Origin of the sequence: Oceanispirochaeta crateris (assembly GCF_008329965.1) — a bacterium.
Classification (GTDB): Bacteria; Spirochaetota; Spirochaetia; order DSM-2461; family DSM-2461; genus Oceanispirochaeta; species Oceanispirochaeta crateris.
Genome location: NZ_CP036150.1, coordinates 3,511,715 through 3,527,600 on the forward strand (window position 1 = coordinate 3,511,715; position 15,886 = coordinate 3,527,600).

18 protein-coding genes are annotated in these 15,886 nt (G+C 44.4%); 7 read left to right on the plus strand and 11 right to left on the minus strand.

Annotated features, from left to right (window positions below):
- Positions 1-5: 5 nt before the first annotated feature.
- Positions 6-1,091, minus strand: coding sequence for an aminotransferase class IV (locus tag EXM22_RS15955; protein ID WP_149487473.1), 1,086 nt, complete (start codon positions 1,089-1,091; stop codon positions 6-8).
- Between the two features lie 137 nt (positions 1,092-1,228).
- On the opposite strand from EXM22_RS15955, the gene EXM22_RS15960 reads away from it, so the two are divergent.
- Complete coding sequence (locus EXM22_RS15960; RefSeq protein ID WP_149487474.1) at positions 1,229-2,290, plus strand: mannose-1-phosphate guanylyltransferase; 1,062 nt, start codon at positions 1,229-1,231, stop codon at positions 2,288-2,290.
- Positions 2,291-2,492: 202 nt separating this feature from the next.
- The gene (locus tag EXM22_RS15965) at positions 2,493-2,978 is read left to right on the plus strand and encodes a C-GCAxxG-C-C family protein (RefSeq protein ID WP_149487475.1); all 486 of its coding nucleotides are present in this window, start codon (positions 2,493-2,495) and stop codon (positions 2,976-2,978) included.
- 20 nt (positions 2,979-2,998) lie between these two features.
- Here EXM22_RS15965 and EXM22_RS18620 read toward each other — a convergent pair whose 3' ends face one another.
- The gene (locus tag EXM22_RS18620; RefSeq protein ID WP_149487476.1) at positions 2,999-3,106 is read right to left on the minus strand and encodes a thioredoxin family protein; all 108 of its coding nucleotides are present in this window, start codon (positions 3,104-3,106) and stop codon (positions 2,999-3,001) included.
- 24 nt (positions 3,107-3,130) lie between these two features.
- A complete protein-coding gene (locus tag EXM22_RS15975; RefSeq protein WP_149487477.1) occupies positions 3,131-4,102 on the minus strand; it encodes a permease in 972 nt (323 codons plus the stop codon).
- 98 nt (positions 4,103-4,200) lie between these two features.
- Here EXM22_RS15975 and EXM22_RS15980 point away from each other — a divergent pair, with 98 nt between their 5' ends.
- Positions 4,201-4,533, plus strand: a complete 333-nt coding sequence (locus EXM22_RS15980; RefSeq protein ID WP_168203567.1) for an ArsR/SmtB family transcription factor — start codon at positions 4,201-4,203, stop codon at positions 4,531-4,533.
- On the opposite strand, the gene EXM22_RS15985 is transcribed toward EXM22_RS15980, so the two are convergent.
- From EXM22_RS15985 to EXM22_RS16020, 8 genes are all read right to left on the minus strand, one after another.
- Positions 4,514-5,251 carry a tRNA 2-thiocytidine biosynthesis TtcA family protein gene (locus EXM22_RS15985; protein WP_149487479.1) on the minus strand — a complete coding sequence of 246 codons (738 nt, stop codon included), beginning with the start codon at positions 5,249-5,251 and terminating at the stop codon, positions 4,514-4,516. The genes EXM22_RS15980 and EXM22_RS15985 overlap by 20 nt on opposite strands.
- 96 nt (positions 5,252-5,347) lie before the next feature.
- Complete coding sequence (locus EXM22_RS15990; RefSeq protein ID WP_149487480.1) at positions 5,348-6,136, minus strand: amino acid ABC transporter ATP-binding protein; 789 nt, start codon at positions 6,134-6,136, stop codon at positions 5,348-5,350.
- Entirely contained in the window at positions 6,133-7,212 is a 1,080-nt protein-coding gene (locus EXM22_RS15995; protein ID WP_246157033.1) for an amino acid ABC transporter permease, read from the minus strand. Before EXM22_RS15995 ends, EXM22_RS15990 begins: the two co-directional genes overlap by 4 nt.
- Positions 7,209-8,375: an amino acid ABC transporter permease gene (locus EXM22_RS16000; RefSeq protein ID WP_149487481.1), complete on the minus strand. Its 1,167-nt coding sequence runs from the start codon at positions 8,373-8,375 to the stop codon at positions 7,209-7,211. The genes EXM22_RS15995 and EXM22_RS16000 overlap by 4 nt, the downstream gene beginning before the upstream one ends.
- A 75-nt stretch (positions 8,376-8,450) precedes the next feature.
- Positions 8,451-9,539: an amino acid ABC transporter substrate-binding protein gene (locus tag EXM22_RS16005; RefSeq protein WP_149487482.1), complete on the minus strand. Its 1,089-nt coding sequence runs from the start codon at positions 9,537-9,539 to the stop codon at positions 8,451-8,453.
- 330 nt (positions 9,540-9,869) lie between these two features.
- Complete coding sequence (locus tag EXM22_RS16010; RefSeq protein ID WP_149487483.1) at positions 9,870-10,253, minus strand: GntR family transcriptional regulator; 384 nt, start codon at positions 10,251-10,253, stop codon at positions 9,870-9,872.
- Positions 10,243-11,037: a hypothetical protein gene (locus EXM22_RS16015; RefSeq protein ID WP_149487484.1), complete on the minus strand. Its 795-nt coding sequence runs from the start codon at positions 11,035-11,037 to the stop codon at positions 10,243-10,245. Before EXM22_RS16015 ends, EXM22_RS16010 begins: the two co-directional genes overlap by 11 nt.
- Entirely contained in the window at positions 11,034-11,858 is an 825-nt protein-coding gene (locus EXM22_RS16020; RefSeq protein ID WP_210411508.1) for an ABC transporter ATP-binding protein, read from the minus strand. Before EXM22_RS16020 ends, EXM22_RS16015 begins: the two co-directional genes overlap by 4 nt.
- 215 nt (positions 11,859-12,073) lie before the next feature.
- Between EXM22_RS16020 and trpB the strand changes: the two genes are divergently transcribed.
- The 4 genes from trpB to EXM22_RS16040 all read left to right on the plus strand — a co-directional run bounded on the left by trpB (position 12,074) and on the right by EXM22_RS16040 (position 15,801).
- Positions 12,074-13,276, plus strand: a complete 1,203-nt coding sequence (gene trpB / locus EXM22_RS16025; protein ID WP_149487485.1) for a tryptophan synthase subunit beta — start codon at positions 12,074-12,076, stop codon at positions 13,274-13,276.
- A 195-nt stretch (positions 13,277-13,471) separates the two neighbouring features.
- The gene (locus EXM22_RS16030; RefSeq protein ID WP_149487486.1) at positions 13,472-14,002 is read left to right on the plus strand and encodes a hypothetical protein; all 531 of its coding nucleotides are present in this window, start codon (positions 13,472-13,474) and stop codon (positions 14,000-14,002) included.
- A gap of 70 nt (positions 14,003-14,072) precedes the next feature.
- The gene (locus EXM22_RS16035) at positions 14,073-14,573 is read left to right on the plus strand and encodes an ATP-dependent zinc protease family protein (RefSeq protein WP_149487487.1); all 501 of its coding nucleotides are present in this window, start codon (positions 14,073-14,075) and stop codon (positions 14,571-14,573) included.
- Between the two features lie 28 nt (positions 14,574-14,601).
- The gene (locus EXM22_RS16040; protein WP_149487488.1) at positions 14,602-15,801 is read left to right on the plus strand and encodes a RimK family alpha-L-glutamate ligase; all 1,200 of its coding nucleotides are present in this window, start codon (positions 14,602-14,604) and stop codon (positions 15,799-15,801) included.
- Positions 15,802-15,886: the final 85 nt, after the last annotated feature.

A 15,886-nucleotide genomic window follows, 5' to 3' on the forward strand; every position in this document is an offset into this window, starting at 1 on the left:
TGAATCTAGGATATGACCGGCACCATCCAGCCAAATCGATCTTCCAGAACTCCGTACTGAATCCCTTTGAGCTCATTGAGCAGAGACTGTGACAGTTCTCCCGGAGTTCCCTTTCCAAAGCTTATTTCTTTGCCTTTGTGAGTGAGAGATGTGATGGGAGTGAGCCCTGCTGCGGTTCCTGTAACAAAGCATTCAGCTCCGTCATCAAGGACTTCTTCCAGAGACAGTTTTCGTTCTTCTACTTTGACTCCCTGATCTGAGGCCAGCTCAATCAGGCTCTTTCTGGTGATCCCAGGAAGGATGGTGTCTCCCAGTTCGGGAGTGACCAGGGTTCCATCTTTTTTAAGACAGAAAAAGTTACACGATGATCCCTCTTCAATGTATTTCTGTTCCACAGCATCCAGGAAGATTGCTTCCATAAAACCGCCTTCAATGGCCTGGTTTTTGGCTAGGCAGGATATAACGTAGTTGGCGTCACATTTGATCCACCCTGTACCCTTATGGTTAGATCGGATCATATCGGTGGTAACGGCATTATAGTTCTCTCCCGCAAAATAAGCGGAAACTTCTGTATTGATAACAACCAGCCAGGGGTTTTTTGACAGATTGATTCCGATACCCGGTTCTGACCAGCTGAAAGGTCTGATATAGATGGATCCAGCACTCTGGAATGAGTCTTTTTCCCATTGAGGGTTATATTTTACTGTGAATCCTAGTTCGGCGTTGCGGCCGGCTGTTCCCAAAATCGCCTTTGTGCAAAGCTCTTCATCGACTCCGGGCATGCCAAGGCCTGCCATGGAACGTGACATTCTGGCAGAATTTTCTTCGGGACGGAAAACTTTGAGGCTTCCATCTTTCTGTGGAAAGGCTTTTACACCTTCAAAACAACCCAGACCGTACTGGCTCGTAAAATTCACAAGCGGGAGCTGGGGAAATGAATTCCTTCGTTCATGAAGAGCATTCCTATCCGCTTCGCTTAAGGCTGCTTCTTCTTCAGGACTCAAGTGTTCCTGTTCAATAAAATCTCCCGACCAACTTTCATTAAATTTTCCAACAAATACCCATGGATGTATAGACAGTGTAAAGGCCATGTTCCCGCTCCTCTGTACAATTTCAGTAATTTTATCATATTATAATGGAATATAATAATAGTCGAGCAGGGTCAAAATGTTTTTTTATGCTGTTCATTTTTTGTAGTTCATTTATCGTCCCTTAAGGAGATTTTCTTATGGTAGATCATGTGATTATTATGGCCGGCGGGGCAGGCAAGAGACTTTGGCCTGCTTCCAATAACAGCAAACCGAAACAGTTTATGACGGTCCAGGGAAAGGACTCTCTTTTTCTTTCTACAATCAAGAGAGCCGCATCTTTAGGTATTCCAGGGAAAATCCTAGTTGTGACCCATCAGGATCACATTAAGGCAGCCCTCGAAGACAGCCAGAAACTGCCTCTGGAAATAAGACAGAAAATTGTCTTGTTGGCAGAACCTCAGGCCAGAAACACAGGGCCGGCGCTGGCCTATGCCGGAGCCTGGCTCAAGGAATCCACGGGAAACAAGGACGCCTCTGTTCTGGTTCTGGCCGCAGACCACCTCATTCAGGATCTCCGTCAATTTGCTAAAGATGTGGAAAATGCCTCCCTACTTGCCGGTTTGGACAAACTTGTGGTTTACGGTATCAGACCAGATTTCCCTTCCACTGGCTATGGGTATATTGAGGCAGGAGAAGAAACTGCTCCAGGGTTCAAGGTCCTTTCTTTCAAGGAAAAACCAGATCAATCCACAGCCGAAGAATTCCTCAAGGCTGGTAACTATTTATGGAATTCCGGGATGTTCACCTACAAGCTGTCCTTCTTTGAAAAAGAACTTTTAGCAGGTAGTCCCAAAATGATGGAACCCTTTCTCCCTGTTCTGAATTGTCCCGCCACAAAGATTGAAAATGATATAACTGTCGTCATGCCCGATGAGGCCCTCAGCCGGCTTTATGCTGCCCTTCCCCGGGAGTCCGTCGATTATGCCCTCATGGAGAAAAGCAGTCATATTGCCATGATCCGTTCTGGATTTGACTGGAATGATGTGGGAAGCTGGGATGTTATTGCCGATTTAAATCCTCCCACAGAGGTTCCAGTTTTTACATCTGGTGATGACAGTAACTTTGTTTATTCTGACATTCCCGTGGCCCTGTGCGGTGTCCAGGACCTCATTGTTGTAATTAAAAATGGTAAGGCCCTGGTCTGCAGGAAGGGTGAATCCCAACTGGTCAAGGACGCGGCTGAATCCCTTCCATTTTAAAGCCTTTTGAAGATTAAGCGGGTCTGTTGAAGGTCCGCTTGTATTGATGGTCTGCTCACAATTTTTCTTGCATAGATAAATATCTGTATACATATCACTGGTAAATCATCATTTTTTTTTATATGATTGAGAAAATAGCAGAATATGACAAAAAATCCTGATCAGCATATCTATTCTGTTCTCCCGGTATTACAATAATGCCATGGGTATATTAAAAAAGGTTCAGGATTCGGGACAGAATAGAATGAACATTAAAGATCCCTGTGACAGGGCGATAGATCTACACAAGCAAGGTTTCAACAGCGCTCAGTCTGTACTGGGAGCCTTTCATGAAAAACTGGGAATCGATGAAAAGACGGCCATAGCCCTGGCTGCTGGGTTCGGAGCCGGTATTGGCACAATGCAAAAAACATGCGGAGCTCTTACAGGAGCACTTATGGTGTTGGGTTGTCGATATTATGACAGTGATTCTGTTTTTGAAAGCAAACAACTGCTTTTTGAAGAAACACAAAAGATCCTCTTGGCCTTTAATGAAAAATTTGGTAGCACTGAGTGTTTTTCCCTTCTTAAAATTGATTTTCATAAACCGGGAGGATTGCAGAAAGTCCGGGAAAAGAGGTTGTTTGAAACCCACTGTCAGGCGTATATACGGGAAAGTTGCCGGCTTCTGAAGGAAGCCGGTCTTTGATCGGGGTACATACCTCTTTATCAGGTTTGTAAAAGATCAATGATTTCCGGGGAAGTGAGAATCTTCCCTATACTAATGACCTTTCCATCCAAACCAAGAGCTGGCAATGACATGACCTGGTAGGCCATGATTTTGTTTCGTAAGCCCTCAATTTAATAAAAGGCATTGAACAGCCATCCTGCACTGGTGAAAAAGACAAGAAGCATGATGAAGAAAATCAATAGAAGACGAGGTTTCATAACCTGTTTTAGCATCATAAATTCAGGGAAGCTGGCTGCTACAGTACTCATCATAAACGCTAGGGTCGTGCCCACGGGCAAACCCTTGGCTAATAGTGTTTCCGCTACAGGGACTACCGCCGATGCAGAAGTATACAGGGGGATTCCCAGTAGTACAGCCCCGGGAACGGTCCACCAGTTTCCCTTGCCCAAATTGTCAGTAATAAAGTGTTCAGGAACATAACCATGAAGAGCCGATCCAAGGCCGACACCTATGAATATCCATTTCCACACCCGGTTAACAATGGATTTTACTTCATCTTTAGCAAAAACATGTCTGTCTTTCAAACTCAGTTTTTGGGGCGCCATTCCGGGCTCATCCCTTGTTTTAAAATTCTTAGCCTGTTGTCCCAGGGGAGTCAAATATTTTTCGGCCTTGATGGCATCAATAAAAAAACCACCCAAAATACCCGCAGTCAAACCGGTTACAACATAGAAAATCATAAATTTGACTCCCAGTATGGAGCCTAGAAGAATCAGCGCCACTTCGTTGATCATGGGGGAGGTAATGAGAAAAGCCATGGTGATACCCAATGGAATCCGTGCGGAAGTAAAGCCAAGAAAAAGAGGGATGCTCGAGCAGGAGCAAAATGGTGTCACACTGCCGAAAAGAGCGGCCAGAATGTAGGCTATTCCTCTATTTTTCCCTTTCAAATAGTCTCTGATTCGGTCTGTATCTACAGCGGCTCTTAGCAAAGCAATAATATAAATCATGATAAACAGAAGGAAGAAGATTTTTGTTGTGTCCTCAATAAAAAAATGGACCGCTGAGGCTAAGGATGTGGTTGAATCCATCTTCATGACAGAATATGTTAAAAAATCTGCCAGGAGGGTAAAGATATGCATGGTTATTCCTTTTGTTCAATTAGATGTTTAGCTAAATGTAGCAATAAGCCGTTGCTTAGGCAAGAGTTCTCTGATATTTTTTTAGAATGAAGAATGTGGTGAATCAATTAAAAGCCTTGGGTGAAACCAACCGCTTTAGAATTTGCATGATGCTGCTTGAAAAACCTCTTTGTGTCTGCGAGCTACTCTCTGTCCTTGATATTGCCGGGGGAACCTTGTCAAACCATTTGAAAATTCTTAGACATGCCCATTTGGTTGATCAAAGGAAGGAAGGAAAATGGGTTGTTTGCCATATTGCGGATGAAGGTGCGGAAAAATTAATCCGTTTTGCGGCTTCCTGTATGACTGATACAGAAATCACAGATGATGATCACGACAGGATTTGCTGCTCCAGTAGAGAACTTTGCTCTGTTACAAAATCTCCGGAGTAGACTTAGGCAGCAGGTCCGTACGGATATGACTCAGTGATCTGTACATGTTGTATTTAAGGCTATCCTTGCCTCCGCTCATCAACTCAAGCACCGAGGCGGCTTCCTTTCGCCGTGTTTCTCCTTCATAGGGACAGTGTTTTGCCGGTATATTCCAATTCATCTCGTTAACAAAGCTCTGTATATGGTGTTCCTGAAGCAAACATAAGGGGCGGATCATCTTTAGTTCAGAAGTATAATCCAGACGGGGAGGCATGGCTGCCAGTTCCCCCTGCCAAGTCATGTTCATAACCAGTGTTTGAAGTAGATCATCCATATGATGACCCAGGGCAAGGACTCTGAAGTGATGTTCCCGGGCAAAATTAAGAAGAGCCTCTCTCCGGCTGCGGGCGCAGAGAAAGCAGTTAAAGTCTTGCCCCGGTCTGAGTTTGTTTTTAATTTCACTGCTTAGTATGGTATGGGGAATTTCCCACTCATTCATCAGAGATGACAGAGTGGCGCCGAGCTCCGGAGGATGAACCTCGGAACGCACATGGAGGGCATGGACCGAGAAAGGGATCGGGAAGGAGCGGGACATCCGGTTTAATAGCCAGCATAGAGCCAGCGAGTCTTTTCCTCCCGAGAGGGCTATAAGAACCTTATCATTTTTTTCTATGAGGCCATATTCCATGATCGCTCTGCTGATCCTCTTGGAGAGGAGGCCTTTCTTGCTTTTAGACATGGCTAGGAGTATACAGCCCTCAGCCTTGGGGGAGCAAGGCTGTGTTTACTACGAAGCTTGAGATAGACGTCCTTGCCCATCCCAAGCTTTCCTGCATCAGGAAATAGCGTGAATCTGCTTCAGGAACTGTATGGTTCGTTCGTTCTCGGGTTGAGTAAAGAACTTATCAGGAACCTGACGTTCTACGATCTTTCCCTCATCCATGAAAATGACATGGTCGGCTACCCTTCGGGCAAAACCCATCTCATGGGTGACGCAGAGCATGGTCATTCCTTCATCGGCCAGGGTCACCATAACGTCCAATACCTCGTTGACCATTTCGGGGTCCAGGGCAGAGGTTGGCTCATCAAAGAGCATGATTTTAGGCTGCATACAGAGGCTGCGGGCAATGGCAGCTCTCTGCTGCTGTCCCCCTGACAGTTGAGAAGGAAATTTATATGCGTGTTCGGCAATGTTGACTCTTTTCAGGTATTTCCATGCCAGTTTGTCTGCTTCTTTCTGTGAAATCTTCCGCAGCCAGATGGGTGCAAGCGTCAAATTCTGCAGAATGGTCAGATGGGGGAAGAGGTTAAAACTCTGGAAAACCATACCTACTTCCCTTCGGATGGCCGATACGTCTTTTGTGTTTTCTGTGAGTTCGTGACCCATCACATTGATGCATCCCTGTTGGTGCTTTTCAAGTCGGTTAATACAGCGGATCAAAGTAGATTTACCAGATCCGGAGGGACCGCAGATGACTATTTTCTCACCCTGGGCAACCTTGAGGTTTACGTCGATGAGAACATGGAATTCATCGTACCATTTGTTCAGATTATCAATGGAAATTATGAAATCCTCTCCGGGGGTTTTTGTTTCCACCCTTTCGGTCATTTCTTGTGTTATCATTTTATTGCTCCTGTTGTAGGCAGTTCATTTACTTTTTTTTCTACCTTATAGGTCAGTCTGGATATGCTGAAACAGATGATCCAGTAGAGTATTCCTGCAAAAATAAGACCCTCCGGTTCCATTCCCAGCCAATTGGTATCGCTGGCCAGGGGACTTACGATTCCCAGAAGGTCAAACATTCCAATGATCAGGACAAGGGTGGTGTCTTTAATATAGGAAATCGAAATGCCTCCGATATTGGACACGGTCATCTTTAGAACCTGAGGTAGGATGATGAGATAGGACTGAAGACCAAATTTAAATCCCAGAGCATCGGCGGCTTCGTACTGCCCCTTGGGGATAGACTGCAAACCTCCTCTAATAACTTCTGCCAGATAGGCAGACTGGAACAGGGTCATCCCGATGACAACACGCACCATTTTGTCAACTGAGACACCTTCGGGTAAAAAGAAGGGGACTACAACCGAAGACATAAAGAGGATTGTGATAAGGGGAATCCCTCTGAAAAACTCAATGTAGGCAACAGACAGGCCTTTGATTACCTTGAGCTCGCTTCTCCTGCCAAGGGCCATGATGATTCCTATGGGGAAGGAGTAAAGAAGCCCTAGGATGGAGAGGATAAAGGTCAGAGTCAGTCCTCCCCAGTCATTGGATGAAATCTTTTCAAGACCGAAACCACCGGAGAGAAAGATACTGATGATCAGAGGCCAGAGGATCATCTGTGCTCCCATGACCAGAATCTTATGCTGAATCTGCTTCATGAAATAGGGAATCATTGTGAGGCTCAAGACCAGAATGGTGACAGGTATACGCCATAACTGTTCTTTAGGATAAAAGCCAAACATGAAGAACCGGAACTTTGTGATGATAAATGCCCAGGTGGCTCCACCTTCGCGGGCAACATCTCTTGTTTCGCCTGTCCATACGGCGTTAATAAAGGCCCAGTTAATGAACCATATTCCTGTTTTGACAACCAGCCAGGCCATGAATAGTGTCATTATTGTGTTCAGGGGTGTATTAAAAAATTCCTTCCGTAGAAAGGTCATATTTTTTTTCAAACTCATATTCAGATTCATAGAGGTATGTCCTCCTTGCTCAGCAAATCACCTTTCTTGTCGATGATGGCCTTGTTGTACCAGTTCATAATCAGGGATGTTACAAGGCTGATGATGAGGTATGTCATCATAACCATGGACATGACTTCCAGGGCTCTTCCTGTCTGATTGAGGGTTGTTCCCGCAAAGACTGAGGTCAAATCAGGGTAGGCTACTGCCATACCCAAAGAGGTATTTTTAATCAAATTCAGGTACTGGTTTGTTACCGGGGGAATCATGGTCCTCAAAGCCTGGGGTATGATGATCAGCTGTAGTCTCTTCCAGGAGGGGAATCCCAGGCTCTTGGCTGCTTCAAGCTGTCCCAGAGGAACAGACATGATGGAGCTTCGCACGATCTCGGATATGTAGGTTGAAGTATAGGTACTCAATGCTACTACCACAGAAAAGAGTTCGGGACGCATGGTCATTCCGCTTGAAAATTTGAATTTTGTTATTTCGGGCAGAACCATATCATAGGGATTCATGATGGGGGCTGCTATCACAGGAAGGAGGAGAAACAGGAGCTGCCAGGGCCATAACCGTTTATGGACACCCCTCAAGACCATTCTCTTTTTCACCAAGCTCAGATAGATGATGGCTATGATGGAAACAAAAATCAATAAAGAATAGGTATGGGCATTCTGCTGTGGAATGAAAGAGGGTATGGTGATTCCTCTAACATTGATATACAGCCATTCTCCCATTTTGAATGATTCTTTGAAGGGAGGAAGTACGTTTAGAAAGACAACTTGATACCAGAACAGAACATGGAGCAGGGGAGGAATGTTTCTCAGGGTCTCCACATACACCAGTGCTGTAATGCTGATGAGTTTATTCTTTGACATCCTCATCAAACCTACCAGAAACCCAAGGGCTGTGGTCAGGATTATCCCGATAAAGGAAGCCAGAAGAGTGTTTAGCAGTCCAATGACGAAGGTGCGGGCAAAAGTGTCTGCTTCGGTATAGGAAATCAGAGTCTGACTGATGGAAAAACCGGCTGTATCGTCCATAAACCCGAAACCAATACCGATATTCCTTTTGGAAATGTTTTCAAGATAATTGTATCCGAAGTAAGTAAAAAGACCCAGGAGCAGGAGAATCATACCTGTCTGGATCAGAATATTCCGGCCTTGTGTTTTATTCATTTGTTTACCTGTAAGTGAGGATCAATCAAACCCTCTGCCGTGTGCAGCAGAGGATCTGACTGTCAATAGGGGATATCAGCGTACGGGCATACCGTACTGAAGTCCACCGTCAACCCAGAGGGCGTTGTATCCTCTTTCAATGTTGAGAGGCGATCCTGCTCCCAGGTTTCTGTCAAAGCTTTCTCCGTAGTTTCCTACCTGTTTGATGATGTTGTAACCCCAGTCGTTATCAAGACCGAATCCTTCGGCTACTCCACCTTCAACACCCAGCATTCTTTTTACGTTGGGGTTGGTACTGCTTGATTTCATTTCATCAACATTGGCAGAGGTCACACCGTATTCTTCGGCATTGAGCATAACATTCAATGTCCATCCAACAATGTCAAACCACTGATCGTCACCTTCACGGACAACGGGTCCCAAGGGCTCTTTTGAAATTACTTCTGGCAGCATTATGAAGTTATCAGGCTCTTTAAACTTGGTTCTTAAGGCGTACAACTGAGACTGGTCACTGGTTACCGCATCGGCACGTCCTGCTTCCAAAGCGGCAGAAGCCTGGTCATTCTTTTCAAATGTAATCAGTTCCAGTTCCATTCCCTGTTTTCTAAAATAGTCAGACAGGTTCAGCTCTGTAGTTGTTCCGGCCTGAACGGCAATGGTCGCTCCATCCATATCAGCCAAGCTGGTGATGCCTGAATCTTTGGCAACCATGAAACCCTGACCGTCATAGTAGTTGACTCCTGCGAAGTTCACACCCAGTTCGCTATCTCTGGTCGCTGTCCATGTGGTAACACGGGACAGAAGGTCAATTTCACCAGACTGAAGTGCTGTGAATCTTTCTTTTGCGCTGAGGGGACGGTACTCGATGGCGTCGGCGTCTCCCAGAACAGCCGCTGCAACGGCTCTTCCGAGGTCTACATCAAATCCTTGCCATTTTCCTTCGCTATCCGGTGCGGAGTAACCGGGGACACCGGCTGTTACACCCAGAATGATTTTTCCGCGTTCTTTAACAATTTCAAGAGTGGATTTACTCTCTTCTACAGGGGCAGCTGTCTCAGTACCGGCAGCGGGTGCTTCTTTGGCACCACAGGACACAAACAGAACAGCCATTACAATGAATGCAATTGGCAGTATTAGTGACTTTTTCAAGAAATCTTTAATCATCTTACTTTCTCCAGATCTAATTTGTTTTGTACAAACTTCCTTAATGCAAAGTTTGTGCCAAGTGCTCTGGAGTAGGTAATAGGTGGGTGTTAAAAGGCTTTTATGTCTTTATAGCTCATTATAAGTTACATTTTAGTAGTATGATTTTTTTGATAGTACAAATGTGTAGCAAAATTCTGAACTTGTTTCTCCTTTAAGCCTTCATTTCCTTGGTGGAGTTCTTTTTCATATTTGTTGTCATTCCTTAAAATATGATTGAGATAGATTCGTGATCCTATAATCCCTGTAAGTAGTACAAAGAGAATGAGGAGGAGAGCCCCAAACAGATACTTAACACTCTTCTTCATAGACTTCATCCTTTAGAAATTTTTCATAACCCTCTGTCAGCTCTTGTATATTGATATCCAGCAGAGTGATCATTCTGTAGAATTCAGGTAATGTCTGTTTCATAAAATCTTCTTTTTTCATGGCCTTCAGCTCTTTGACTGCCCCGGGTGAAACAAAATAACCAATGCCCCGTTTATTGTAAATGACGCCCGCTTCCTGTAAGTGCGCATAGGCTCTCATAACAGTATTCGGATTTACTTCCAGTTGAACAGCCATCTCCCTGACAGAGGGTATCCGGTCTTCCTTCTGCCATACTCCCTTGAGAATATTATCCGAGAAATAGTCGGCGATCTGGACATAGATTGACTTTCTTTCCTTAAATTCCATCTTTAACCTCAATTTCTCTCATTCTGATCCAGGATATAAACCAGAAAAATGGGGCAACCACTACGAAATAAATCAGTTTTAAAGAATTTTTTAGAAGGGGGTTGAGATGGTGGAAATTCAAATTCATGATGAGACTGCTTTGTTCAAAGAAATCGGGGTTACCATTGAGAAATTCCCTGATGGGGCCCCAATATGTCAAGGATGCGATTCCACCTACTGTCAGGGCCAATAGAATCTGCAGGATGTTAATGGTCAGAACGGTTTTTATAAAATTGTATTTTCGGAACCAGATGGCACCTAAAAAGAAAATGGACTGGATAACCAAGTAATGACTAATGTTCAGCCATACCCAAGACTGTGCTGGGTTGAACAGAGGGACTGCCTGTTTGAAGATGATCAAATAAATAAGGCTGTTCAAACATGTCGCCAGGAAAAATCCAATAATGAGAGCTAATACATAAAAGACCGTTGTCAGAAGGAGCTTTTCTATGAATTTTTCGAGAGGCGAGGCCGGGGTCATTAGCCAGTTATGTATCTGGCTGGATGAGTGAGTCTCTCTGAAACAGATACTGGTGAAGATGAATCCTCCTATCCAGAGAAGAGATAGAAACAGGCCTTCTGGGATTTCCCTGGAGGCTCCATTAGACGTAGAAACGAAAAGTAAGAAAAGAATCGTGGCAAAAAGGGCACCGGACGTGACCAGTAGGGCCTTGTAACTCTGTATGATATCTCTCTTGAAAAGGAGTAGAAGACGCCGCGTATTGAAATGGTTTTGTTGTTTCATGATAAGCCTCTCGTATTGATTGAAAAATTGAATAGAAATTCAAGATCCATACTTTTTCCCTCTAAAGACGGGCCCTCTTTGACGACGGAGTAACCTCCCAACACCTTTTCCCAGTAGAGGGCTTCTCCTGGTTCTGGCTTTGATTCCTGAAAGCTCATGTGGTATTGGCTCATAATCTCTTCCATGGACTTGTTTAAAATGACTTTTCCTTTTTCAACAATGATTATGGGATCAATCAACATTTCCATATCCCTAACCTGATGTGTGGATATGACCAGACTCCTGGATTCCATATCCAGGCCGGCGACCACCTGCCTGAACTGACTCTTGGATGGAATATCCAGCCCGTTGGTTGGTTCATCCATAAGGAGGAGGGTGCAATGGGTAGCTATGGCAAAGGAAATGAAGAATTTCTTTTTCTGACCATAGGATAGTGTACTTAGCTTTTTGGTCTCATCCACTTCAAACTGTCTCAGGACCTGGTCAAAGGTTTCTTTTCTGAAGCGGGGATAAAAGGGTGCATTCAGGCTGACATACTTGTCGCCCCGTATTTCAGGACCCTGGATGTCTTCGGGTAGATAATATATGTCGGATAGCATGGAGGTGCTGCGGCGGACGGGATTTTCCCCCAGTGTGGTACATTGTCCATCCCGGGGATAGAGCTGTCCGGAGATGATTTTCAGTAAAGTGGATTTTCCCGCTCCGTTCTTCCCTAAAAGCCCATAGATACCAGGGCCAATTTTCAAGGTCAAATCTTTAAACAAGGCTTCTTTCCCATACTGAAAATGTAATGTTTCGATATGGATGATTGGTTTCTCCATTGCATATTCCTTAATATCCAGTGTGTACTACATAAGTAATACACTAATAATGTAGTCTCTAAACGAGCCTTTGTCAATGTTTTAAAAAGCGGTTCAAGATTCTGGAAGAATGGGAGAATCGTTAAAAATTTATAAAAAACAATTGATTCTATGTATAGAAACGGTTACAATCTTCCTGTGGTCGAAAAAAGATATATGAGATAAAGGAAGATACTATGGGATATTTTAAAACAAACCCTGATGAGAAAGGTAACTTCGGAGAGTACGGCGGCTCATTCATTCCACCGGATTTGCAAATTGAAATGGAAAAGATTACAGACGCCTATTTTTCAATTAGTAAATCACATGATTTCATCACCGAACTGAGATCCATCAGAAAACATTTCCAGGGAAGGCCTACCCCTGTTTATTATGCAAAATCCCTATCTGAAAAGTATGGAGGCCGGATCTATCTGAAAAGAGAAGACTTGAATCATACTGGTGCTCATAAACTCAACCATTGTATGGGTGAAGCCCTGTTGGCAAAATATTTAGGAAAAAAGAAACTGATTGCAGAAACTGGCGCCGGACAACACGGAGTGGCCCTGGCCACAGCTGCTGCATATTTTGGCCTGGAATGTGAGATTCATATGGGTGAAGTCGATATTGTCAAAGAACATCCCAATGTGGTTAGAATGAAAATACTGGGAGCGAATGTCATACCTGTTTCTTTTGGTTTAAAAACTCTCAAAGAGGCCGTCGATTCCGCCTTTGGTGCTTATATGGAAGATCCCATTAATAGCATTTACTGCATTGGTTCTGTCGTCGGTCCCCATCCGTTTCCCATGATGGTCAGAGATTTTCAAAGGGTAGTGGGGATTGAAGCGAAAGAACAGTTTCATGAGATGACAGGAGAACAGCCTGATAATCTTGTCGCCTGTGTCGGCGGTGGCAGCAACGCCATGGGGCTCTTTTCGGCATATATTGAAGATGAGTGTGAAATCTATGGTGTGGAACCTGCTGGACGTTCCCTTAACTTGGGCGATCATGCGGCTACCATGACTCTTGGTAAACCCGGTATGATTCATGGATTCAAGTGCTATACCCTCCAGGACGAAAAAGGTGAACCCGCCCCGGTGTATTCCATCGCCAGCGGTTTGGACTATCCCGGTGTCGGGCCTGAGCACTCCATGCTCAAGGATATGGGGAGGGTCAATTATGTCACCGCGGATGATAAGGAAACTCTCGATTCATTTTTTGAACTAAGCCGTCTTGAAGGAATCATTCCGGCCCTTGAAAGTGCTCATGCAACAGCATTTGCATGCAAACTGGCACAGCAGAAACCAAAGCAGTCTATCCTGGTGAATCTGAGCGGCAGGGGAGATAAGGACATTGATTTTGTCATGGATCATTATGGAAAAGAATACGGTATACTCTAGAGACTAACCTTTTTAATCATTTGAGGAGCCCTTGAAGGGCTCCTTTTTTTATTGAATAGAATTAGAGGAAAGGATGAATACCCTGAGGAACAAAAATAAAAATTAGGGGATTGTTCTTTCAGGATTCATGCGCTCTTTACAATATAGATAAACCAAATTATATTTGGTTCACTTTTAGCACAAAGAGAGATTTTAATGATTGATGTGATCCGCATTGCCGGCATAATTCTTCTTCTAAGGATTGGTCAGGATACCCTGTTTCTGGCCAAAATAGATGCCTTCAATAGAGGTAATAAATACTATTCCATGGGGATCAATTTTTTTGAAGCCATGTATGGAATCACTGTCATTAAGATTATCCTCGATCTGATGCAGGCTAGTCTCTGGTATGTCTTGATTTATGGTTTTGGATCCCTTCTGGGGGGATTGCTCAGTTCTACAATAAAAAAGAAATTGGACCATCGTCTTCAGGGGGAGAGACAGTATTTTGCCCGTATTTCACTGGAGAGCGATATTGACCGTTCCGATCTTATTCGAATTCTATCTGACAGGAAGTTCGCCTTTACCCTGGCAAAGCGTGAATACTTGTCGGGGGAGACCAAACTTGTGATTGAAGGGTCTTTGGATAATCGCAACCGGATGCTGGAACTCAAAGAAATTTTGAGGGGCAGACCCGGTAAGCATGTCACCATATTCAAGGCTGATGAAGTATACTTACTCAAGTGATCTCTCCGGAAGATAATTCTTTCTTCCCATTTTAGACATTCTGATAATTTTATTGGTTAAGGATAAACTATTGAACCAAAAATATTTGAATAAATTGACGCCTATAGGCTGGAGAGAGTGGGCCTCCTTTCCGGACTGGGGAATTGATTATATTAAGGTTAAAATCGATTCGGGAGCAAAAACTTCCTCTATTCATGTGGATGACCTCGTCTATTTTGAAAAAGAGAACACATCCTGGGTTCGTTTTAAGGTCTCTCCCTGGCAGAAATCTAATGAAGATCAAATGACCGTGGAATCTCCTGTTCATTCACAGCGTGAGATCAGAAGTTCTTCCGGATATCTTGAGAAAAGGCCCGTTGTGGTGGTTTTACTCAAGGTTGCTGGAAAAGTTCTGGAGGTTGAACTCTCCTTGACCAATAGAAGTAAAATGGGATTCCGCATGCTCCTGGGAAGAGAGGCTCTCAATGGTAATTTTCAAATCATAACAGGGAAATCATACCTAAGCGGCAAACCTCCCAAAGAGATTCGTCAAATGAACAACAGACGCAAATGGAAAAAAGAGCGCAAATGAATCATTTCAATATGGGAGCAATGAATCCATGAAACTAGCTATCCTCTCAAGATCACCCCAGTCTTACAGTACCCAGCGTCTGAAACTGGCGGCCCTGGACCGGGGCCATAATTGCAAAGTTCTCAATACTTTGCGCTTTGCTATTGACCTCTCGGGAAATTCTCCGGATCTTCAATTTCAGGGAAAGCAGCTTTCCGATTATGATGCAATTCTTCCCCGTATAGGTTCTTCCATCACCTACTACGGAACGGCTGTGGTTCGGCAGTTTGAGCAGATGGATGTGTACACACCCAATACAGCGAATGGAATTTCAAATTCAAGAGACAAACTCAGGGCCACTCAGATTCTTTCCCGTCATGATATAGGTATCCCTTCTACAACCTTTGTGCGTGATCGTAAGGATGTGACTGCTGCCATAGAACGTGTTGGGGGAGCTCCTGTAGTCATCAAACTCTTGGAAGGCACTCAGGGTATCGGTGTGATCCTGGCTCCGGACAACAACGTCGCAGAAGCCATCATTGAGACACTTCACAGCACACAGCAGAATGTTCTGATCCAGCAGTTTATATCCGAAAGTAAGGGAAAGGACATCCGGGCTCTGGTGGTGGGCGACCGGGTTGTCGGTGCCATGAGGCGGAGTGCCCAGGGGGATGAGTTCCGATCCAATGTTCACAGGGGAGGAACAGTAGAAGCCATTGAACTGGATTCTGTGTATGAAAGAACTGCCGTTAGAGCGGCCCAGATCATGGGCTTAAGAGTCGCAGGTGTCGATATGTTGGAAGGGCATGACGGCCCTCTGGTTATGGAGGTCAACTCCTCTCCCGGTTTGGAAGGCATTGAAAAAGCGACGGGTCTTGATATTGCCGGGTCTATCATTGACTACATAGCCAATCAGGTTGACTTTCCAGAACTGGATGTAAGGCAGCGTCTGACCATTAGTACTGGTTATGGCGTAGCAGAGCTTATGGTGAAGGATGACAGTCATCTAGTGGGAACAACTATTGCTAACTCGGGATTACGAGAACAGGATATCACTGTTTTGACACTGCACCGGGATACCGAGGTCATTCCGAATCCCCGCGAAACCAGAATACTAAATGCGAATGACCGGCTCTTGTGTTTTGGACGGTTGGAATCCATGAGAAGTATGATACCAAAACGTAAAGAGAGACGTCCCTCTATCAAGAAATTAAAAGAGAGTTTGTTACCGGATTTTCATGACAATTGATTGTTAGGTTGAAAAAGACAGGCAATCTTCCTGAAAAGAGATGTCCAGGAATCTTGTTGTTGGAAAGAAAGTATCCTTTTAATAT